This window comes from Streptomyces sp. NBC_01750, assembly GCF_035918095.1.
Classification (GTDB): Bacteria; Actinomycetota; Actinomycetes; order Streptomycetales; family Streptomycetaceae; genus Streptomyces.
This window is the reverse complement of sequence record NZ_CP109137.1, coordinates 661,431-682,115: the sequence shown is the minus strand read 5'-3', so window position 1 is coordinate 682,115 and position 20,685 is coordinate 661,431. Positions and strand designations below refer to the sequence as shown.

Here is a 20,685-nt window from a genome sequence, read left to right as displayed (position 1 = left end):
TGTACGTTCCGCGCAATGCTTCGGAACGGTGCCGTTCCGTTCCGATGGGAGGGTCCCTGATGAAGTTCCTTTTCGACGACAAGGCGTTCACCGACCGGCCGGACGACCGGCCGGACGAGCGACTGGCCTCGTGATGGGACTCGAAGCCGGCGTGCACCCCGGCAGTACGGCCGACGGCACCCGCCGACGCGCCCGCACCGTCCTGGTCGTGCTGGCGCTCTTCATCGTGATCAACGCCGCGGACAAGGCCGTACTCGGCCTCACCGCGGACCCGATCAGGGACGAACTCGGTCTCACCGCGACCGAGTTCGGTACCGTCGCCGGCAGCTTCTACCTGCTGTTCAGTGTCTCGGCAGTCGCGGTCGGCTTCCTCGGCGACCGGATCCGTACCCGGCCGCTGCTCGCCGCGCTCGCGTTGGTCTGGGCCGCCGCGCAGCTCCCGATTCTGCTGCCCGCGGCGGGCTTCGGCGCTCTCGTCGCCACCCGTGTGGTGCTCGGCGCGGGCGAGGGGCCGGGGTATCCGCTGGCCAACTACACGGCGTTCACCTGGTTTCCGGGCAAGGAGCGGTCACTGCCCTCCGCCGTGGTGGTCGCCGGGGGTGCGGGCGGCACCGTCGTGGCCGCCCCCCTCGTCATTCTGGTCAGCAACACTCTCGGGTGGCGCGCCTCGTTCGGTCTGCTGGGCGGGATCGGGATCCTCTGGATGCTTGCCTGGTTACGGCTCGGCGGAAGCGGACCGTACGCCGCACGCCTGGACGCCACCGCCGCGGTCGGGGATGCCGTGTCCGGGGCTGTACCGGGCGCGGCTGACGGCGAGGTGCCCTTCCGGCGCATCGTCACCACCGGCACCTGGCTCGGGGCCACGTTCTCCGCCTTCACCGTGATGTGGACCCTGGCCATCGGGTTCGCCTGGCTGCCGTTGTTCCTGGAGGAACAGGCGGGATTCAGCGACGCGGAGATCAGCGGGATCCTCGGGCTGCCCGCACTGTCCATGGCCGTCCTCGTCCTCACCTCCGGAATCGTCGCCCAGCGGCTGCTGCGCCGGGGCACCACCGCACGGGTCGCCCAGGGACTGCTCGGCGCACTGCTGCCCCTGCTCGCCGGGGCCTGCCTGCTGCTGACCACCCGCGCGGGGCCCGGCGTCACCCTCCTGCTGCCGCTGGTGGTGGCCTTCTCCGCCGGCAACGGGCAGACGCCGCTGACCAACTCGGCCATCGCGGACATCTGCCCGCCCGGACGGCGCAGCGCCGCCCTGGGCCTGTCGTACGCGCTTGCCGCCCTCTCCAGTCTGCTCGCACCGTACGTCACCGGCCGGATCATCGATGCGGCGCCGAGTGAGGCCCTGGGGTACGGCCGGGCCTTCGACCTCGCGGCCTGGCTGCTGATCGCCGGCGGTGTGATCTCGATGCTTCTCGTACGGCCCGACCGGGACGCCCAGTTGCTGGGTACTCAGCGAAGGAGTGATTTCTGATGCTGTCCGACATCGCCGTTGTCCAGGGGGCTCGTACGCCCGTGGGGCGGTACCGGGGCGCGCTGCGTTCGGTTCCCGCGCACCGGCTGGGGGCCCTGGTGATCCAGGAAGCGATGGTGCGCGCCGGCGTCGAGCTGTACGCCGTCGACGAAGTGGTCCTGGGCTGCGTGGGACAGGTGGGGCCGGACGCGTTCAATGCCCGGCGCGCGGCCCTGGCCGCCGGACTGCCGGTCCACGTCCGTGCGTACAACGTCAACCGGCTGTGCGGGTCCGGTGTCCAGGCCGTCTGGTCCGCCGCACAGACACTCGCCCTCGGCGAGGCCGAGATCATGGTGGCCGGCGGCAACGAGTCGATGACCCGCCAACCGCTGCTCGACTACAGCGAACGGGCCCCCGACGAACTCTTCGGGCAGCACCGGATCGACGGCACGGTCTCGCTGGTCACCGACCCGTTCGCGCACGCCCCGATGGGTATGACGGGTGAGTGCGTGGCGCGACGGTTCTCCATCTCCCGGGAGCGCCAGGACCGCTGGGCCGCCGAGAGTCAGCGCCGCGCCGCCGTGGCCCTCGCGGAGGGGCGGTTCGCCGACCAGATCGTGCCCGTGATCACTGTGGACGGCGCCGTCGGGCAGGACGAACACCCGCGCCCCGGCACCACGCTGCGGAAACTCGAGGCGCTCGCTCCCGCGTTCACCGAGGACGGCACGATCACCGCGGGCAACTCGGCCGGGCTCAATGACGGTGCCGCCGCCGTGGTGCTGATGCGCGGTGCTGATCTCACCCACGGAACCTCCCCCTTGTGCTGGCTGCGCGACACGGTCGTCACTGCTCTCGAACCGGAAATCATGGGGTTCGCGCCCGCCGAGGCCATCAGGAAACTGCTGCGGCGCACCGGCCTCTTCCTCGACGACATCCAGGTGATCGAGCTCAACGAGGCCTTCGCCGCCCAGGTCCTGGCCGTGATGGACGACCTCAAGCTCGAGCCCGACCGGGTCAATCCGAACGGAGGGGCGATCGCACTCGGACACCCCATCGGTGCCACGGGCACGATCCTGCTGCTCAAGGCGGCGCACGAACTGCGCCGTACCGGCGGGCGGTTCGCCGTGATCGCCATGTGCATCGGAGGCGGCCAGGGCATCGCTGCGCTGATCGAGAACCCGGGGAGTGCCTGATGGGCGAGCATGTGTGGTCCCCGAGCCGGGAGTTGACCGAGCACAGCAATGTCGCCGCGTTCTGCCGCGCCCATCGCATCGACGGATATCGCGAGCTGCACGGCCGTTCCGTCGCCGATCCGGAGTGGTACTGGTCCAACGCCGCTCGTGACATCGGCATCGTCTGGCACGAACCGCCGCTGCGCACCTGCGACGACAGCGGTGGTATCGCCGCCACGCGCTGGTTTCCGGGCGGTCGCACGAATCTTGTCGACTCCTGCCTCGAACGCCATGTGCGGGAGGGGCGTGGTGACGCCGTCGCGTTGCGCTGGGAGCGTGAGGACGGGTCCGGCGGCCGGCTCGGCTACGGCGAGGTGGCGCAGCTGAGCGCCCGGGTCGCCACCGGGCTGCGCGGCCTCGGGGTGGGGGTGGGGGACCGGGTGGCGGCATTTCTGCCGCCCGGTCCCGAGGCCTTCGTGCTGCTCTTCGCCTGCGCCCGCATCGGAGCCGTACTGGTGCCGATGTTCTCCGGGTTCGGCTCCGAGGCGCTCGCCGTACGGCTGGCCGACGCCGAGGCGCCGGTGCTCGTCACTGCCGCCGCCACGACCCGTCGCGGCGCCCGGCACGACATGGAGGCGGTCGCCCGTACGGCGGCGGAGAAGGTGCCCGCAGTACGCCATCTCGTCGTCGTCGACGAGGAGTCGACGGTCGAGTCGGCGGTCGAACCGACGGACGACGCGCGGTCGCCCCGCCCGGCGGCCACGAGCTGGGACCGACTGGTCGCTGCGGAGCCGGCCGCGATCCTCTCGCTCCCCGGCAGCGCCCCCTTCCTCCTCATGCACACCTCCGGCACCACCGGCCGGCCCAAGGGCGCGGTTCACACCCACGGCGGATTTCCGCTGCAGGTCGGTTCGGAAGTCCGCTACAACCTCGACGTCCGCCCGGACGATGTGGCCTTCTGGGTCACCGACCCCGGCTGGATCATGTTTCCGCTCGTCGCCGTCGGCTGTACCCTCGCGGGCGCCTGCGTCCTGGCGTACGAGGGCGCGATCGACCATCCGGACCCCGCCCGGCTGTGGCGGCTGCTGGACGACCACCGGGTGACGGTCTTCGGCAGCTCGCCCAGTCTGTCGCGGACGATGATGACGCGAGACCCCGCCGCGGTTGCCCCGCCGGCCCCCTCCCGGCTGAGGATTCTGGGTTCCACCGGGGAACCGTGGACCGAGGACGCCTGGCACTGGTATTTCGCGGAGTTCGGCGGCCGGCGCTGCCCCGTGATCAACATCAGCGGAGGTACGGAGGTCGGCGGGTCGCTCCTGGGATCCTCGCCCACCGTGCCGCAGTCGCCCTGCAGCTTCGCCGGCCCCTGCCTGGGCATCGATGCCGCCGTCGTCGACGCCGACGGCACCGAGGTCGCCGCGGGAGAACTGGGAGAGCTGGTGGTCCGGCGATCCTGGCCGGGGATGACCCGTGGATTGTGGCGGGCGCCGGAGCGTTTCGCCCATACGTACTTCAGCCGGCGGCCCGGGCGCTGGTCCCACGGCGACCTCGCCTCCCGTGTGGGCGATGAGTGGTTCCTGCACGGCCGGCTGGACGATGTCATCAAGGTGGCGGGCAAGCGGCTCGGGCCCGCCGAGGTCGAAGAGGCCGTTCTCGGGGACCCGGCTGTGGCCGAGGCCGCGGCCGTCGGGGTGCCGCACCGTATCAAGGGGGAAGTCCTCTGGTGCTTCGTGGTGCCCTCGCGTGGCCCGCTTGCCGCGGCGGACGCGGACCGGATCCGGGAACGGGTGGCCGAAGCGCTCGGGCACGCCTTCCGGCCCGGCCGCGTGATCGCACTGCCCGAACTGCCCAGGACCCGTACCGGAAAGGTGATGCGGCGCCTGATCCGCGACTGCGTCACCGGCGATCCGCCCGGCGACCTGTCCACTCTCGTGAATCCCCGGAGCCTCGAAGCACTCCGCACCGTCGTCCCCGAAGCGCCGGACCACTGACCCGAAATCACTGATCCGGACCACTGATCCGGACCACACCTGCAGACCACCGACAGCAGCCAGCGACAAGGGAGTTCCATGCCGACGATCGACATTCTCCTGCCCGGCTTCGCCATCGACACGGACCAGGGCTATCCCGCCTTCTGCGGAGTCTTCCTGGTCCGCGGAACCGACGCCGCGGGGCGCGAGCGGAACATCCTCGTCGACGCCGCGCACGTCGGGAGGCGTCCCCACCTGTGGGACGCACTCGCCGCCCGCGGGCTGACCGCGGCGGACATCGACACCGTGGTGCTCACCCACGCCCACTGGGACCACGTACAGAACATCGATCTGTTCCCGCGGGCGACTCTGCTGATCCACGCCGACGAGCGGCGGTACGCCCACACACCGCACACCAGCGACTGGGCCACTCCCGCGTGGACCGGGCTGCTGCTCGAACAACTCTCCGTCCGCGAGGTCGCGGACGGAGAAGCCATCATCCCCGGTGTGACCGTTGTCGGCCTGCCGGGGCATTCGCCCGGCAGCATCGGGGTGCTGGTGGACACCGACGCAGGGCGGAGCGCGATCACCGGCGACGCACTGCACTTCGCCTACGTCGCCCGGACGCGCCGCAACCCACTCGTCTTCTGGGACGCCGAGCAGGCATCACGCAGCATCGAACGGGTCGTCGATCTGGCGGATGTCATTTACCCCGGCCACGACCGCCCCTTCCGCCTCACCGCCGCCAATGAGATCGACTACCTCGAGCCGTTCGCGCTGACCGTGACGGGGCTGCGGCCCGACGCCGACGGGCTTGTCTTCGCGGACGGTTCGGCACGCCCGCTGTGGGTCATGCCCGGCATCCACGACCAGCGCGCGAGGTACGAGAAGAACGCCGAGGAGAGCGCACGCCGGATCACACAGGTTCCCCGTGTGGTTCCCCCCGCTCCGTGATGATCTCGGCCAGCGAGCGGTTGAGTACGTCGAAGAACGGTCCGGGCTCCTCGCGCGGGAAGAAGTGGCCGCCCGGTACGGTGGACATGCGGAAGTGCTGGGCGTACTGCTCCCAGGACCACACGGCGCCGGGGTTCACGAGCCGGTCGTCCTCACCGGCGAAGGCGTGGATGTCGAGCGGCAGCCCCGCCTCCTCGTCGTCCGGATCAGGCAGCCCCGCCTGCTGGTGGCTGGCGCAGATCCGCAAGTCGTCCCGGACGATCGGAAGCAGGGCCCGCAGCCAGTCGTCCCGGCCGAGGAACTGTGGGCTCAGCCCTCCGATGCCCACCAGGAAGCGGGCGAGTTCCACGTCCGCGTACCGGTCGGCCGGCGGCAGCGGCGGAGTGAGGTGCGGGGCACCGTAGGCGCCGACGAACAGCGTCTGCGGCCCGCTGCCCCCGCCCCGCATTCGGGCTGCCGTCAGCGCGAAGGCAACCAGGGCGCCCATGCTGTGCCCGTAGACGGCGTACGGCTGGTCCAGCCACGGGGCGAGTTCGCGTTCGAGGGCCTCGGCCAGCGTCCGGGCATCGCGGAAGCGGGGCTCGCGGTAGCGTGACTCCCGGCCGGGCAACTGCACCGGCAGGACGTCGATTTCGGGCGCCACCCGGGCGGGCCACGGGGCGAAGAACGAGGCCCCGCCACCCGCGTGGTGGAAGCAGAACAGCCGCAGCCGGGCGTCCTTGCGGGGCGCCCGGACGAGGCAGGCCGTCGACGTCGGGGCGGTGGTCGTCATGTGCGGACCACCACGTCGTACATCTCCCGGAAGGTGACTGCCTCCAGCAGCCCGGTCACCGGCACGGACCGGCCGGTGAGGCTTTCCACGACGGTGACCAGGCGCAGCAGGTGCACCGAGTCCCATTCGGGGACCTCGTCCAGTGGGCGGTCGAGGTCTTCGGGCGTGATGTGCAGGCCGAGTTCCTCTTCCAGGAGGGTGCAGAACGCCGCGCTGTCCGCGATGGCGGTGGTCATGTCCGGTCTCCCTCGAAGGTGGTGTGCAGTCGCAGATGGGCGGGGGCGGGGGCGATGTCGCGCAGGTCGTGGTGGAAGACGGCGACGCCGGGGACGGACGGGTCCGGCCCGGCGGGGGCGAAGCCGTGGTCGGTGTAGAAGGAGGCGAAGCCGGTGTTCCTGGACGTGGGCAGATAGCGGCCGGTCGCGCCCCGGGCGCCGGTGGCGCGGGCGTGGTCGAGTACCGCGCTCAGGCATCCGCTCTCGATGCCGCGGGAGAAAACCCTGCAGCTCAGCACGAAGTTGTCGATGTGCAGTTGCTCCGCGTCGCGGCGCAGGAACACCGCACCGACGAGGCCGTGGTCGCCGAACCGGTCACGGGCGGACACCACGAGCGCGCTGTGGCCCGGGAGTGCGGTCCACTGAAGCACCTGGGGAACCTGCATGCGCTCGGTTGCGAGGTGGAACTGGTTGGTGCGCAGGGTGAGTTGGGAAACCCGTGATACCTCCGACGGGGCCGCCGGCCGCACCGTGACCTCGATTCCGAGCCCCTCCAGGTAGTCCTGGTAGGAGCCGATGTCCTCGCGGAACTCCTGCCGCCTGGCCTCCGTACGGTAGCGGCCCGTCCGTTCGCGGTCCTCATCGGTGAGCTGCGGCAGGTCGAACCAGCCGTCGGCGAGCAGCGCGGACGGATGCAGGGCCGGCTCCCGGTCGACATGGACCACGGCGACCTCGGGCAGTTGCTCCCTGACCAGACCGCACTCGAAGAGGCTGTCGTCGACGAAGACGAAGCTGTCAAGGCCAAGGCCCAGCCTCTCGGAGATGTCGCGCAGATTGTCGTGCTTGGCCGACCAGTTGGCGTTGACACAGACGAAGTCGTCCTCGTGCAGCAGCATCGATGGATGGTTGCGCAGCACCTCGCGGACCGCCTCCGCGTCGTTCTTGCTGCTCACGGCGAGCAGCACGCCCTGCGAGCCGAGCTGGGCGAGCACCCGCTGGAACTCCAGGAAGGCCTCCCCGCGCAATCCGGCGCCGAGTTCTATGCCGTCGGGGCCCTCCTCACCGAGCACTCCGCCCCACAGCGTGCCGTCCAGGTCCAGCACCAGGCATTTGCGGGTCCTGCCCAGGCGGCCCAGCACGAGAGGGCCGACCTCCCTGGCATAGCCGGTGAGCAGTCCCTCGGCCAGTCTGGCCTTGGCGTACTGGCCGGTGCGTGGCTCGTAGGCGGGCGTGCCCAGGCTCACCAGCGGATCGAGGTCGACGACGACCACCCCGGGGTGCTGCCCGGCGAGGGCGAGCAGCCCGCTGTTGAACTCGCGCCACACCGTGCCCAGCCGGGCCCGGGAGCGCAGATCGACCAGCTGGTGGGTGTGGTGGTGCAGCAGTGGCACGGTGTTGAGTACCAAGAGCCCCCGGCCGCCGTCCTGGTGGGTGCTCACGGCCTTGCCGAGGAGAGCCAGTCTCTCCCGGACCGCAGCCTCGACGTCCTCGACCCGCCAGGGCACGGGCACCTGCTCGAAGACCGTGTGCGGGTCGAGGAGGCACAGGGTCAGCAGCGGCTGCCGGGGGCCGTCGCCGGGCCCTGCGGGCCCCAGCAGGTCGTGTAGGTACGAGCCGTAGGGGGAGACCAACGGGTCGAGCAGCAGCCCGTGCCGGGCGAGTTCGGCGGTGAGCGGGCCGACGAGCGGTGCGACCGTGGACTGGCCGGTGACGGCGACGGTGACGACCGGCAGGTCCGGGTGGAGCCGGCCCACCGCCTCGCGGTCGAGGCGGGCCAGCAGCTGACCCGCCGCCGGAAGATCGCTCTCCGGCAGACGGGCGAGCAGGGCACGGACCGATGCGTACTCGGCTTCCAGCCGGCCGGCGGCGTATGTGCTGCGCAGAGTGCGCAGCGCTTCCGGATCCCGCCAGGGGCCGCTGTCGCCCGCGGTGGTGAGGGTGGTGTGTGCCGTTGTGTCTTCCGTGGTGGTCATGTGCGCTCCAGGGCGATGCCGGACTTGATCCACTTGCTGGACTCGACCGCGACCGCGACGGCGCGTCCGGGGCCCTGCCACTGCTCGGTCAGCTCGGCGAGCTGGAGGAACGGCAGGGCGTTGCCGTTGTTGCCGACGGTGCGCACGACATTGATGCGCCGGGCGTCCGGGGCGGGCATCTCCGCGGAGATACGGTCGCTCATCCGGCCGGAGAGCTGGGGCGGGAGCAGGTAGTCCACCTGGTGGGCAGCCCAGCCCAGGTCGTCGAGGAGTTCCCAGAACATCTGCGACGCCAGGCCGGGCACGGCCGCTTCGATGGCCTTGTAGTCCTCGGAAATCACCGTCCGGTCGCTGTGCCGGTCGCCGAGGCCGAACCAGTCGATGACCTGCCCCGGCTTCTTGCCCAGGCCCACCAGCCGGTTGAGCACCTGGCGGATCGCGATGCCGTGGCCGAGGGGCTCCGCGGTGAGCACCGCGGCACCCGCTCCGTCGCCGAAGAGCACATAGTTGACGAGTTCGGCGGAGGTACGGGAGCCGGGGTCGAAGTCGGTCTCCAGGTGTTTGGCGCACACATCCCCGCCGATCACCAGCACGGTCGCGCAGCGCCCGGCGATCAGCAGGGTGCGGGCCACGTCGAGTGCCTGAACGGCCCCGGCGCAGCCGGACTGGAGCTGGTAGGTGGGAACGTTGTCGATGCCGAGACGATCCGCCACAAGGTTCACGGTGGCGGGCATCAGCTGGTCCGGGGTGGCCGTGCCCATGACGATGCAGTCGATGTCCCCCGGTTCCAGGCCCGCTTGTGTCAGAGCCCGGTCCCCGGCGGTCGCCGCGATGTCGGCGAGGCTGTGCCGGACGTGACCGGTCGCCAGGTCGACGGCGAAGTACCTGCTGGTGTTACCGATGAACATCTCGGCCCACCGCTCGTCGACGCCGACGAGTTTCGCAAGTGTCGCGTTGTCCACCGGTTCGCCCGGAAGGCAGGTGCCGACCGAGACCAGATGTGCGGTGGGGGCGGTCATGAGAGCCTTCCTTCCGGTACGGACGGTGTCAGCAGACGCCTCCGCAGATAGCGGGTGAGGTCGCCCACGGTCTCCAGACTCTCGAGCAGCTCCTCGATCGGAAGGCTGCCGAGCCGGGGCAGTTCGTCCTCGATACGGGTCTTGAGCTCCATCACCTGGATCGAGTCGAAGCCCAGGTCCTCGTGCAGGCGTGAACGGCCCTGCACCTGGGACGGTTCGTGCCCGCCGACCTGGCAGACCAGACGGTGCGTCACCTCGGAAACGGGGTGCGGGGGTTCACCGGCGCGGGCCGGCGGGCACGATTCTCCGCGGTCCGCCGTCGGCGGTTCCGCGGCTGCCGCGTCCGTTGCGGGGGAAGTGGACACGGGCAGTTCTGGGGCGTCGGCGGAGCGCCAGGCGCGGAAGGTGTCGTCGAAGAGATATGGCGGCAGCCGGCGCGGCACCCGGTCCGCCTCCTGGTACAGCGCGTCCCAGTCGGGAGCGAGGCCTGCGCACCACAGCTCCCCCAGCAGCTGGTGCAGCCGGTGTCCCGGCGCGCGGTGCCCCGGGTGGGCCGCATGGCAGCTCACCGGGCGGCCGGTGGCCGGCTTGAGGCGGGCGAGCAGCGGGGTCAGGGCGGCCCGCGGGCCGATCTCCACGATGTGAGTGGCTCCGGCGGCGAACAAGGCGGCCGCGGCCTCGGCGAACCGTACGGGCTCGGTGATCTGCCGCGTCCAGTAGTCCGCGTCCAGGGTCTCGTCATCGCCCATCCGGTGCCCGTACACGGTCGAGAAGTACGGCACTGCGGGCCGGCGCACCGGTACGTCCGCCTCCCGGCGGAACTCCTCCACGACGGGCCGCATCAGCGGCGAATGGAAGGCGTGCGAGACGGCCAGCGGACGCGAGGCCAAACCCCGGTCGGCCAACGCGGCACGCAGCGCGTCCAGTTCGGCGAGATCGCCGGCGACCACCGTGCTGTCCGGGGCATTGACCGCGGCGATGCACAGCCGCGTACCCTCGCTCAGCAGCGCCTCGACGCCGACGGCGTCCAGCGGCACCGAGAGCATGCCGCCCCCGTCGGGGAGGGCCTCCATCAGCGAGGCCCGGCGCGCGACCAGTCTGGCTGCGTCCCCGGGGTCGAGCGCACCGGCCGTGCACGCCGCGGCGAACTCACCCACGCTGTGGCCGATGACGAACGAGGGCCTGATCCCCGCCTCGACGAGGGTGCCCGCCATCGCGTACTCCACCGCGAACAGCGCGGGCTGGGCCAGGCCCGTACGGTCGATGCCCGGGTCGCCGTCGAGCACGGCGTCGCGCACCGAAAGACCGAGGTGGCCGGCGAGAATTTTGTCGATCTCGTCGAACAGCCGTGCGTAGACGGGGGACTCGGCGTACCAGGAGGCGGCCATACGGGGGTACTGCGCGCCCTGCCCGGTGAAGGCGAACGCCACCGCGGGTACCGTCCGCCGCGTCGCGCCGCCGGCCGGCCCGCCGTCATCGGCCGATCGCTCCGCCGCCTCGCGCAGCCCCGCCACCAGTTCGGGCAGGCCCGCGGCGGCGACGGACACCCGGTGCGGCAGCCGCGACTTGACCCGGTTGCTGGTCCAGCACAGTTGTGCCAGCCGGTCCTCGGGCAGGCGGGCGAGGGCATCGGCCTGGGCCAGCAGGTTGGGGCGCAGTTGCCGCGCGGAACGGGCGGACACGGTGAACACCCCCGGCGCCCTGTCGCCTGAGCGGTGTACCGCGCGAGGCGCGGAGGACATGACCGCGTGCGCGTTGGTGCCGCCGATGCCGAAGCTGCTGACAGCGGCGTGCACGGTGCCGGAGGGAAGCCGCAGCGGGGACTTGAGCAGCGACAGCCGCCGGTCGGCAAGCTGGAGTTGCGGGTTCTCGTCGTCGGCGAAACGACTGGGGGGCACGGTCCGGTGATGCAGCGCGAGCACGGTCTTGACCAGCCCGGCAATCCCGGCCGCTCCCTCGGCATGCCCGAAGTTGCTCTTGACCGAACCCAACGCGATGTTCCCGGCGCGGCGGTCACTGGCGAAGTGACCGAGTGCCTGCGCCTCCATCATGTCGCCGAGCAGGGTGCCGGTGCCGTGCGCCTCGATGAAGCGGATGTCGTCCGCGCCGACCCCGGCCGACTGCCAGACACCCTCGATGAGTTGCTGCTGTGCCCAGCGATTGGGGGCGGTGATCCCATTGCTCCGCCCGTCCTGGTTGACGCCGCTCCCGCTCAGCACGGCGTACACGGGCTGGCGGTCGGCCAGAGCGTCGCTGAGCCGGCGCAGCACCAGGACCGCGACGCCCTCGGCCCGTCCGATTCCGTCGGCCGATGCGCTGAAGGGCTTGCATCGTCCGTCCGGCGCCGAGAGACCGGCCTGGGCGTAGAAGATATTGATGACGGGCGTCATGATCAGGTTGGTGCCCGCTGCCAGGGCGTAGTCGCAGTCGCCGGCGCGCAGTGCGCCTGCCGCGAGGTGGACGGCGACGAGCGACGAGGAGCAGGCCGTGTCCACCGCCAGGCTCGGGCCTTTGAGGTCGAGATGGTACGAGACCCGGTTGGCGCCCATGAAGTAGCCGTTTCCGGAGCCGTAGCGGGCGGTGATCCTGTCGTAGTCCGACAGCTGCAGATACGCCCATTCGTTGGCCATGACTCCGACGAACACTCCGGTTCCGGTGCCGGCCAGATCCTCGGGGGCGACCGCCGCGTCCTCGATGGCGCGCCAGGAACACTGCAGCAGCAGCCGCTGCTGCGGGTCCATGGCGGCCGCCTCGCGTGGTGAGATCCCGAAGAACTGAGGGTCGAAGGCGTCCGGATCGTCGATGAAGCCACCGCGCACGGTGTTGCTGCGGCCGGGCGGCCGGGCCTCGGACGTACTGGCGGGGGCGGCCGAGGGCGCCATGTGGTAGCGGTCCGCGTCCCAGCGCTGTTCCGGGACGCGGCTGGTACTGTCCCGCCCTCCCATCAGAAGATCCCAGAACTCCTTGGCGTCGCGGGCACCCGGAAAGCGGCAGTCGAGGCCGACGACCGCAACCGGTTCGCGCTCGGTCATGACGCCCCTCCTCCGCTGCTGCCGTCGGCGAGGCGTTCGGCGAGATGTGCGCTGATCGCGCGGACCGTGGGGAAGTCGTAGGCGATCGTCGGGGAGACCGGCAGCTGATGCCGCTCCTCGATCTCGCCGCAGATGCCGATCGCCGCTACCGAGTCGATGCCGTAGTCCGCGAGCGGCGTGGTCGGGTCGATCTCGTCGGCGGACCGGTGCAGATGGAAGGCAACACGTTCGGTGAGCCACTGCTCGAGGTCCGGAGCGGTCAGGCCGGACAAGGCGATGTCCAGATTCTGGGGGCGGGTTTCGGGGACGATGTGCATGGCGTACCTCTCCCTTGGGGGTCCGGGTGGTCTCAGCGGCCGGGGGCGGCCAGCGGGGCGGACTCCGGGTCGTCCTCGGCGCGGCTGTCGATCAGGGCCTCGACCGGTCGTTCCAGGCGTTGGTGCAGTACGTGCAGGGCGCCGTCGAGGAAGAGCTGCCGCATGAGGGTGCGCTGCGTCTTGCCGCTGGTGGTCTTGCGGATCGCGCCGGGTCGTACCAGCACCACGCTCGCGGCGGGCAGCTGGAACTCGCGGCTCACCAACTCCCGTACCGAAGCGGCGAGTCCCGGCAGGTCCGGCTCGTCGTAGGTGCGCGGACGGATCTCCTGGACCACCACCACGTGGGCGCGCTCGGCCTCCGTGTCCGAGACGGTGAACACGGCGCCGCCGCCACGGCGGAACGCGGGCCCCGAGTCCTGCACGGCATGTTCGATGTCCTGGGGGTAGAGATTGCGGCCGTGGTGGATGAGCATCTCCTTGATCCGGCCGGTGACGTACAACTCCCCGCCGAGCAGGGCGCCGAGGTCGCCGGTGCGGAAGTACCCCGAGCGTCCGTCCGCGGTCGACGCCCGGAAGGACTCGGCGGTCTCCTGGGGGCGGTTCCAGTAGCCGGCGGTCACCGAGGGGCCGTGCAGCCAGATCTCGCCGACCCGGCCGTCCGGCAGGACCCCGAGGGTCATCGGGTCCACGAGGAGGACCTCGGTGCCCTTCGGGCGGCCGCAGCCGACCAGGGTCCTGGTTGCCCGGCCGGGTTGCGCGGGCTGCAGCTCGTCCTGCTCCAGACCGTGGGCATCCACGACCAGTTCGACGTGCGGTCCTGCGGTGTCGCCGCCGGAGACCAGCAGGGTGTTCTCGGCCAGTCCGTAACAGGGGAGCATGGCCTGGGGGCGAAGTCTGTTGGCGGCGAAGCGCGCGCTGAAGGCGCGGATCGTGCCGGCGCGTACGGGCTCGGCCCCGTTGAGCGCCACTCGCAGGGTGGACAGGTCGAGTCCGGCGGACTGTTCCTCGGTGACCCGGCGGGTGCACAGCTCGTAGCCGAAGTTGGGTGAGGCGGTGCCCTCGACCCGGTAGTCGTGAATCATGCGCAGCCAGCGGTGCGGCTGCTTGATGAACGAGATGGGTGACATCTGTACGCTCGTGCCGCCCATCCACAGGGGGTGCAGCGTCATCCCGATGAGGCCCATGTCGTGGTAGAGCGGCAGCCAACTGCCGGTGACGACGCCCTTGCGGGTGTCCATGGCCCGTTGGATGGCTTCCTGGTTGGCGGCCAGATTGGCGTGCGTGACCATGATTCCCTTGGGCTCGCTGGTGGAGCCCGAGCTGTACTGCAGGAAGGCCAGGTCCTCGTCCCGTACGTGTGGCGGGAACCAGACGTCCGGCTCCGTGGCGTCGTCGCCGCCGGCCGCGAGGCACACCACATCCCGTTCTCCGGCGGCGGTCAGCCAGGCGGCGAGGGCATGCCGGTGTTCGGGAAGTGTCAGCACAGCGCCCGCCGAGGCGTCCCGCAGGATGCCGCGCACCCGGGCCAGCCGTTCACCGGGCTCATCGGGGAGCGGCGCGGGGATGGCGGTGCGCCCGGCGTAGAAGCAGCCCAGGAATGCGGTGACGAAGTCCAGTGTGGGCGGATAGAGGAGCAGCACCGGGCGTGAGTCGTCTCCCCTGGCCGCCTCGCGCAGCCGGGTGGCCACCAGGCGGGCCCTGCGGTCCAGTTCCCTGTACGTGAGCCGCTCGGGCCGCATGCTCCGGCCGTCTTCGTGCAGGTACACGAACGCGGCCCGCTCGGGGTGCTGTTCCACGCCGGCGCGTACGGCGTCCGTCAAGGTTCTGCGCATCTCTTCCCCTGTCGCTCGTCGGCGGTTGCTCCGCCGGTACGGGATATGGGACGGGGCGGCACCAAGTGCCACCCGGTTCCTCCATCGTTGGAGGGCGGTGAAAAGGAGTCGTAAAGGCGCGCTTGATGCGCACGTCGCAGGTCCAGCGTTTCCAGGACGGTGCCGCCCGGAGGCGATAGAACAGTGGGTAAATCCTTGTGTACGCCGTGTGTTGGCACTCGGTGCCGTTCCCGGATGAGGCGGCCGAGGCGGAGCGCGTGGGGAACGAGAGGAGGGCTGCGGTGGCGGAACCAGGTGTGGTGCCCTTTTCGGTCGGACCTCTACTTCCCGGTTCGGGACCCTGGGGTGCCGTCGGCGAGAACGTGCGGCGCCACGGGTACGCGGTGTGTCACGGACGGCTGACCGACTGGGCGTCCGCACCGTGCGCACCCGCCCGTGAGCTGCTCGGCGCTGACTGGCCGAGGTATCGGGCGATGCGTGAACCCACGGCGCGGGCACGGCTGTTCGGCTCCCGGTTGCTGCTGCGCCAGGCGGTGGCCGCCGCGGCCGGCATCGGTCCTGCGGGCGTGGTGCTGGGGCGGGGCGCACGCGGGCGCCCCGGCGTGCGCGAGCCGGCGGGCTTCGACGGGGGCATCAGTCACACCGCCGGTCTCCTGGTGGTCGGTGTGGCCGGCAGGTTCCGGATCGGCGTGGACGTGGAGGCGCAGGACCGGCTGCTGCTCACGCCGGGGCTGCCGGAGAAGGTCTGCCATCCGGAGGAGCTCGCCGCCCTGCGGCTGCTCCCGTACGCCGAGCGCAACCGCATGCTCGTGCGGCTCTGGACGCTCAAAGAGGCGTATGCGAAGGCCCTGGGCCTCGGGTTGGGGCTGGACTTCCCGAGTATGTATTTTCAGCCGCGCCGGGTCGGGCGGGACGCCACTCTCTGGCGCTGCCGGACAGCACCGGACTGGCACTTCCAAAGCGGCGTCGTCGCACAGCACTTCGTTGTCGCGTGCGCGGTCGGACCGGCGGCCGGCCTTTGATGGCCAGATACGAGTCAACGTTGTTTCGATACGGCATTGACTCGATGGAGAGTCGGGCCTAACGTGCGAACCGCACGGCATCAGACGGCAGTTCACGCAGCACCCTCTTCTTGCGAGGAGCGGAATCCGTGACAGCACAGCCCCTACTCCGTACCGCCGGGCAGCTCCCCGCCCCCGACGCCCGCCGCTGGTGGGTACTGGGCGTCCTGCTCGTCAGCCTCCTGCTCGTGGTCCTCGACACATCAATACTGAGCGTGGCACTGAAGACGCTGGCTCAGCCCGAACCCATCGGCCTGGGCGCCTCGCAGAGCGAGCTGCAGTGGTCGGTCGACTCCTACACGCTCGTTTTCGCCGCGCTGCTCTTCACCACCGGCGTGCTCGCCGACCGCTGGGGCCGCAAGCGCACGCTGGTGGCCGGGCTCGTGGTCTTCGGCGCCTGCTCGCTGTGGTCCGCATACGCGGGCAGCGCCGACGAGCTGATCGTCGCCCGCGCCGGACTCGGTGTCGGCGGCGCGCTGGCGATGCCCGCGACATTGGCGATCATCATGAACGTCTTCCCACCCGCGGAGCATGCCAAGGCCGTCGGCATCTGGGCCGGCGCGGCCGGCCTCGCCGTCGCCATCGGCCCGATAGCCGGTGGCGCACTCCTCGAACACTTCTGGTGGGGCTCGGTCTTCCTGATCAACATCCCGATCGTCGTGGTCGGCGCCGTCGCCGCTCTCCTCGTCGTGCCGGAGTCCAGCGACCCGCGACGCGGCGGCTTCGACCCGGTCGGCGTCGCCCTGTCCGTCGTCGGCCTGACCCTGCTGGTGTACGGCGTCATCAAGGGCGGTGAATCGGACGACTGGGCGGCGGCCCAGGTGTGGGGGCCCCTGTTCGGCGGGCTCGCCGTGCTGGCCGCCTTCGTCGCCTGGGAGCGGCGAACCCGCCGTCCCGCCCTGGACATAGCCCTCTTCCGTATCCCGCGTTTCTCGGCGGCGGTGACTGTCATCGGCCTGGTGTTCTTCGCGCTGCTCGGTGCGACCTTCTTCCTCGTCTTCTATCTGCAGAGCGTGCGCGGATGGTCTCCACTGGAGGCCGGGTACTGCCTGCTGCCCCTGGCCGTGGCCCAGTTGGCCTTCTCCCCGCCGGCCAGTCTCGTGGCCAAGCGGATCGGGATCCGCCCGGTGTGCGTCACCGGCATGGTGCTGACCACACTCGCGTTTCTCACCGTCGCCACCATCGACGAGCACACCGAACTGTGGCTGCTGGAATCCGTCTTCTTCGTCCTGGGCGTCGGCATCGCGTGCGTGATGCCACCCGCCACGACCGCGGTCATGTCCGCCCTGCCGCGCGAGAGGGCGGGCACCGGCTCGGCCGTCAACACCACGTTCCGCCAGGTCGGCGGCGCTCTAGGGGTCGCCGTGCTGGGCTCGGTCCTGTCCACTGTCTATCGCTCCGAGGTGGCCGGCCGACTGGCGGACCTGCCGGGCGCAGTCCGCGACCGGGCCGAGGAGTCCGTCGAAAGCACGCTGGCCGTCGCCGATTCGCTCGGCCCGCGCGGGTCCGGGCTTGCGGCTGGGGCCGTCGACTCGTTCGTGTCCGCCATGCATGTCACCGCTCTGGTCGCCGCTGGAGTCACCCTTCTCGGCGCCCTCGTCAGCCTGTTGCTCCTGCCCCTTCGCAGGAGTGCGGACCGCTCCGACATCCAGGAAGCGGCAAGAGCCGACCACACCACGGAGGTCTGAATGCCGGCACACGTTCAGCCGGAGGCCGAGGGCGACACGCCCGACGGCCTCCGGTCCATATCCGCGTCCCCGGACCGGCGCGGGCCCGATGCCGTTCCGGTGCGTACCGCCCGGGGCGGCCGCCAGCGCGATCCCGCCGCGGACCGGGCGATCCTGAAGAGCACACTCGCCCTGCTCGGCGAAGGGTGCAGCTTCAGCGCCCTGTCCATGGACCTGGTGGCGCAGCGGGCCTCGGTCGCCCGTGCCACCATCTACCGCCGCTGGCGCAACAAGGAAGAACTGGTACTCGCCGCCCTGAGCAGCCTCGACCTCCCCGTCCCGCCGCTGGACGGACTCCTGCTGCGGGACCGGCTGGTGAGCCTGGTCGACCAGATCCGCAGCCGGGGTCAGGACACCAATCTGCACCGTCTGCTCGCCGGACTGCTCGGCGAGGCGGTGCGCCGCCCGCAGTTGGTCGAGCGGTTCGAGAATTCGGTGGTCGCCGCGCGGCGGGACGCGTTGCGCCGGGCGCTGCGCGAAGGCATGGACAGCGGAGAGCTGCGTCCGGGCCTGGACGTGGACCAGGCCATCGAACTGCTCACCGGACCGATGCTCTCCCGGCTGATCCTCCGGCAACGACCGGTGGAGTCCGCCGCGTTCGCCGAGTCGATCGTCGACACCTTCCTCAACGGGACGAGGGCTCACCCCGAACCCCGGTAGGCATTCCCCCCACCCCCACCTCAGCCTACGCAGGACCGGCGCCACTCTCGGCACGCACAGATCAGTCACGCAACACGCCCGATCCAGGGCATTGGAGCACCACATTCGACCCAGGAGCCGCAGCCATGAAATTCCTCTTCGACGACCCTGCCTTCGATTACGAGGCATTGCGCGCCGCCGGTTACGCCGACCTCGGCGGTGCACAGCTCGGCGAGGTCATCGCCGTCGCCTCGCGGATCCAGGACGGCGACACCGACGCCTGGCGGCGCGAGTGGACCGCCATGGCCGAGCGCGTACACCGGCTGGGCACGGCGGCACTCGGTGAGAAGCGGACCGTCGACGCCCGTGCCGCACTGCTGCGCGCGCACAACTACTACCGGACGGCCGAGTTCTTCCTGCGCGACGACCCCACCCACGACCCCGAGGCCGCCCGGCTGATGCGGCTCTCCAAGGACACGTTCACCCAGGCCGCCGAACTGATGGAGCGCCCACCGCAGTTCGTCCGCATCCCGTACGAGAACGGTTCGCTGCCGGGCCACTTCTACCGGGCCGACGACTCCGCCGGGCCACGGCCCACCATCATTCACCACGGCGGGATCGACTCCACACTCGAAGAGGGCTACTTCTTCGTCGCGGCCGCCGCAGTGGCACGCGGTTACCACTGCCTCTGCATCGAAGGGCCGGGACAGGGCTCGGTGCTGCGCGAACAAGGCCTCACCTTCAGGCCCGACTGGGAGAACGTCGTCGCCCCGGCTGTGGACTTCGCGCTGGCTCAGCCGGGCGTGGATGCCGAGCGTCTGGCGCTGATCGGCACCAGTCTCGGTGGTCTGCTGGCCGTACGCGCCGCGGCGTTCGAGCACCGGCTGGCAGGCTGCGTGGCCCACGACGCGGTCTGGCAGCTCGGTGATGTCGTGGCGCTGCCCCAATTCGTGCTGGAGTGGGTCGAGCAGGGCTGCGACGACTTCGCCAATCCCGTGATGTACGGGATCGCGGTCCAGCAGACTTTCACCCGCTGGCTGCTGCGGCAGGCACTGTGGACGTTCGGCGTCGATACGCCCGCCGAACTGCTCCGCCGCATGCCGGCCTTCAACCTTTCGGAGGTCGTGGGACAGGTGCGCTGTCCCGTGCTCGTGCTCGACGCCGAGGAGGACATGTTCTTCGCCGGTCTGGAACACGCGAAGAAGGTGTACACGGGGCTGAACAGCGCCAAGACGCTGCACGTCTTCACCGCGGACGAAGGCGGGGGCGCACACTGCCACTCGGGAGCCATGGGTCTCTACCACGACCGGCTGTTCTCCTGGCTGGACGAGACTCTCGCCCCTGACCGGGTGCCCGTTACCTGACCGTCGTACCTGCCAGGACAAGAGGCGGCCCGCGAAGGGGATTCTCCCGAGCGGGCCGCCTCCGTCGCTACCGCTTCAACAATTGAATTCCAGCTGATTCAATGGCTGGAAATAGCACATTCGGACCTCATCTCGGCTGTTATCTTTCATTTAATGACCACGTAACGATCGCCGCGCTAGGCTGTTTATTGGCAAGCGTGTACTCCATGCGGCATCAGGGAGCACACGGGGGATTGGTAACGATCGAATGCGTGACACGCATTCAGGGGGTTTACGTGTCCCTGCACTCTGCGCAAAACGGCCAGTCGCTGCGCTATGAGGTGCTCGGCCGGCTGAGGGTGACCCGCGGCGGGGTCGACCTGACGCCGGCGCCACCGAAGATCGCCAAGCTGCTGGCCCTCCTGGCCGTCCGGGCGGGCGAGACCGTACCGGGGGACAAGCTGGTCGCCGAGCTGTGGGAGCAGCAGCCGCCGCGCTCGGCGACCGCGAGCCTGCGCGTCTATGTGTCGCAATTACGGAAACTCCTCAGCGAACCCGGAAGGATCTCGCCGATCATTACGGTGTCGCCCGGTTACATTCTCAATGTCAGTAAGGCGCAGCTCGACGTCCGGCTGTTCGACGAACTCTACGAAAGCGGCAGATCCCGTTACTTCGCGGCTGACCACCTGGCCGCGTCGGAGCATCTCGGACAGGCCCTCGCCATGTGGCGGGGGCCTGTCCTGGATGGTATTGCAGGTTCTCTGGAGATCAACTCATTTGCGGCCGTGGAGGAGGAGAAACGGCTCAATTGCATCGAGTTGAATATCGAATCCGCCATGGCTCTCGGCCGCCACTACGCCGTCATCGAGGAACTCAAGGGCCTGGTGGTCCAGCATCCGCTGCGGGAGCCCTTCCACCGGCAGTTGATGGTCGCTCTGTACCGGGTGGGCCGGCAGAGCGACGCGCTCGGCGTGTACCGCAGGGTCCGGAAGATCATCAGGGAAGAGCTCGGGATCGAACCCGGCCCGCCGCTGCGGCACGCCCAGGAGGCCATCCTGCGGGCCGACCCCGCCGGGGGCTTGGCGCCTTCCTTTCGCTGACGCCGCGGTGTGATGAGCGGGCGATGTCAGCCGGCCACGAGATCGTCCGCGACGACGAGCCGCACACGGGCGATCCCCGGTGAGCGGCTCGTGACCCGCCCACCGGGGA

The 20,685-nt window shown here is 70.4% G+C and carries 16 protein-coding genes; 9 read left to right on the top strand and 7 right to left on the bottom strand.

Going from position 1 to position 20,685, the window contains the following annotated elements:
• Nucleotides 1-133 precede the first annotated feature (133 nt).
• The 4 genes from OG966_RS03105 to OG966_RS03090 all read left to right on the top strand — a co-directional run bounded on the left by OG966_RS03105 (nucleotide 134) and on the right by OG966_RS03090 (nucleotide 5,546).
• On the top strand, nucleotides 134-1,471 hold the full coding sequence (locus OG966_RS03105) for an MFS transporter (protein ID WP_326647775.1): 1,338 nt from the start codon (nucleotides 134-136) through the stop codon (nucleotides 1,469-1,471).
• Nucleotides 1,471-2,643: a thiolase family protein gene (locus OG966_RS03100; protein ID WP_326647774.1), complete on the top strand. Its 1,173-nt coding sequence runs from the start codon at nucleotides 1,471-1,473 to the stop codon at nucleotides 2,641-2,643. Before OG966_RS03105 ends, OG966_RS03100 begins: the two co-directional genes overlap by 1 nt.
• Nucleotides 2,643-4,613, top strand: a complete 1,971-nt coding sequence (locus tag OG966_RS03095) for an AMP-binding protein (protein ID WP_326647773.1) — start codon at nucleotides 2,643-2,645, stop codon at nucleotides 4,611-4,613. The genes OG966_RS03100 and OG966_RS03095 overlap by 1 nt, the downstream gene beginning before the upstream one ends.
• A 78-nt stretch (nucleotides 4,614-4,691) precedes the next feature.
• Nucleotides 4,692-5,546, top strand: a complete 855-nt coding sequence (locus tag OG966_RS03090) for an MBL fold metallo-hydrolase (RefSeq protein WP_326647772.1) — start codon at nucleotides 4,692-4,694, stop codon at nucleotides 5,544-5,546.
• On the opposite strand, the gene OG966_RS03085 is transcribed toward OG966_RS03090, so the two are convergent.
• The 7 genes from OG966_RS03085 to OG966_RS03055 are packed head-to-tail and all read right to left on the bottom strand — an operon-like array spanning nucleotide 5,509 to nucleotide 14,706.
• Nucleotides 5,509-6,318, bottom strand: a complete 810-nt coding sequence (locus tag OG966_RS03085; RefSeq protein WP_326647771.1) for a thioesterase II family protein — start codon at nucleotides 6,316-6,318, stop codon at nucleotides 5,509-5,511. The two genes, OG966_RS03090 and OG966_RS03085, sit on opposite strands and share 38 nt — an antisense overlap.
• Nucleotides 6,315-6,554, bottom strand: coding sequence for an acyl carrier protein (locus tag OG966_RS03080; RefSeq protein ID WP_326647770.1), 240 nt, complete (start codon nucleotides 6,552-6,554; stop codon nucleotides 6,315-6,317). The genes OG966_RS03085 and OG966_RS03080 overlap by 4 nt, the downstream gene beginning before the upstream one ends.
• Complete coding sequence (locus tag OG966_RS03075; RefSeq protein WP_326647769.1) at nucleotides 6,551-8,506, bottom strand: HAD-IIIC family phosphatase; 1,956 nt, start codon at nucleotides 8,504-8,506, stop codon at nucleotides 6,551-6,553. The genes OG966_RS03080 and OG966_RS03075 overlap by 4 nt, the downstream gene beginning before the upstream one ends.
• Nucleotides 8,503-9,525: a 3-oxoacyl-ACP synthase III family protein gene (locus tag OG966_RS03070; protein WP_326647768.1), complete on the bottom strand. Its 1,023-nt coding sequence runs from the start codon at nucleotides 9,523-9,525 to the stop codon at nucleotides 8,503-8,505. Before OG966_RS03070 ends, OG966_RS03075 begins: the two co-directional genes overlap by 4 nt.
• Complete coding sequence (locus OG966_RS03065; protein ID WP_326647767.1) at nucleotides 9,522-12,557, bottom strand: type I polyketide synthase; 3,036 nt, start codon at nucleotides 12,555-12,557, stop codon at nucleotides 9,522-9,524. Before OG966_RS03065 ends, OG966_RS03070 begins: the two co-directional genes overlap by 4 nt.
• A complete protein-coding gene (locus tag OG966_RS03060; RefSeq protein ID WP_326647766.1) occupies nucleotides 12,554-12,874 on the bottom strand; it encodes an acyl carrier protein in 321 nt (106 codons plus the stop codon). The genes OG966_RS03065 and OG966_RS03060 overlap by 4 nt, the downstream gene beginning before the upstream one ends.
• Before the next feature lie 32 nt (nucleotides 12,875-12,906).
• Nucleotides 12,907-14,706: a fatty acyl-AMP ligase gene (locus OG966_RS03055; protein WP_326647765.1), complete on the bottom strand. Its 1,800-nt coding sequence runs from the start codon at nucleotides 14,704-14,706 to the stop codon at nucleotides 12,907-12,909.
• Between the two features lie 473 nt (nucleotides 14,707-15,179).
• On the opposite strand from OG966_RS03055, the gene OG966_RS03050 reads away from it, so the two are divergent.
• From OG966_RS03050 to OG966_RS03030, 5 genes are all read left to right on the top strand, one after another.
• Nucleotides 15,180-15,728 carry a 4'-phosphopantetheinyl transferase family protein gene (locus OG966_RS03050; protein WP_326647764.1) on the top strand — a complete coding sequence of 183 codons (549 nt, stop codon included), beginning with the start codon at nucleotides 15,180-15,182 and terminating at the stop codon, nucleotides 15,726-15,728.
• 128 nt (nucleotides 15,729-15,856) lie between these two features.
• A complete protein-coding gene (locus OG966_RS03045) occupies nucleotides 15,857-17,455 on the top strand; it encodes a DHA2 family efflux MFS transporter permease subunit (protein ID WP_326647763.1) in 1,599 nt (532 codons plus the stop codon).
• Nucleotides 17,456-18,154 carry a TetR/AcrR family transcriptional regulator gene (locus OG966_RS03040; protein WP_326647762.1) on the top strand — a complete coding sequence of 233 codons (699 nt, stop codon included), beginning with the start codon at nucleotides 17,456-17,458 and terminating at the stop codon, nucleotides 18,152-18,154. It abuts the gene before it with no gap.
• A 125-nt stretch (nucleotides 18,155-18,279) separates the two neighbouring features.
• Nucleotides 18,280-19,497 (top strand): alpha/beta hydrolase family protein, encoded by a 1,218-nt coding sequence (locus tag OG966_RS03035; protein ID WP_326647761.1) that lies wholly within the window; start codon nucleotides 18,280-18,282, stop codon nucleotides 19,495-19,497.
• Between the two features lie 251 nt (nucleotides 19,498-19,748).
• The gene (locus OG966_RS03030) at nucleotides 19,749-20,576 is read left to right on the top strand and encodes an AfsR/SARP family transcriptional regulator (protein ID WP_326647760.1); all 828 of its coding nucleotides are present in this window, start codon (nucleotides 19,749-19,751) and stop codon (nucleotides 20,574-20,576) included.
• The last annotated feature ends 109 nt before the right edge of the window (nucleotides 20,577-20,685 follow it).

Bases quoted from the DNA above. Each gene is read 5' to 3' on its own strand.
- OG966_RS03105 (WP_326647775.1), top strand. From the start codon at position 134: ATGGGACTCGAAGCCGGCGTGCACCCCGGCAGTACGGCCGACGGCACC.
- OG966_RS03100 (WP_326647774.1), top strand. From the start codon at position 1,471: ATGCTGTCCGACATCGCCGTTGTCCAGGGGGCTCGTACGCCCGTGGGG.
- OG966_RS03095 (WP_326647773.1), top strand. From the start codon at position 2,643: ATGGGCGAGCATGTGTGGTCCCCGAGCCGGGAGTTGACCGAGCACAGC.
- OG966_RS03090 (WP_326647772.1), top strand. From the start codon at position 4,692: ATGCCGACGATCGACATTCTCCTGCCCGGCTTCGCCATCGACACGGAC.
- OG966_RS03085 (WP_326647771.1), bottom strand. From the start codon at position 6,318: ATGACGACCACCGCCCCGACGTCGACGGCCTGCCTCGTCCGGGCGCCC.
- OG966_RS03080 (WP_326647770.1), bottom strand. From the start codon at position 6,554: ATGACCACCGCCATCGCGGACAGCGCGGCGTTCTGCACCCTCCTGGAA.
- OG966_RS03075 (WP_326647769.1), bottom strand. From the start codon at position 8,506: ATGACCACCACGGAAGACACAACGGCACACACCACCCTCACCACCGCG.
- OG966_RS03070 (WP_326647768.1), bottom strand. From the start codon at position 9,525: ATGACCGCCCCCACCGCACATCTGGTCTCGGTCGGCACCTGCCTTCCG.
- OG966_RS03065 (WP_326647767.1), bottom strand. From the start codon at position 12,557: ATGACCGAGCGCGAACCGGTTGCGGTCGTCGGCCTCGACTGCCGCTTT.
- OG966_RS03060 (WP_326647766.1), bottom strand. From the start codon at position 12,874: ATGCACATCGTCCCCGAAACCCGCCCCCAGAATCTGGACATCGCCTTG.
- OG966_RS03055 (WP_326647765.1), bottom strand. From the start codon at position 14,706: ATGCGCAGAACCTTGACGGACGCCGTACGCGCCGGCGTGGAACAGCAC.
- OG966_RS03050 (WP_326647764.1), top strand. From the start codon at position 15,180: ATGCGTGAACCCACGGCGCGGGCACGGCTGTTCGGCTCCCGGTTGCTG.
- OG966_RS03040 (WP_326647762.1), top strand. From the start codon at position 17,456: ATGCCGGCACACGTTCAGCCGGAGGCCGAGGGCGACACGCCCGACGGC.
- OG966_RS03035 (WP_326647761.1), top strand. From the start codon at position 18,280: ATGAAATTCCTCTTCGACGACCCTGCCTTCGATTACGAGGCATTGCGC.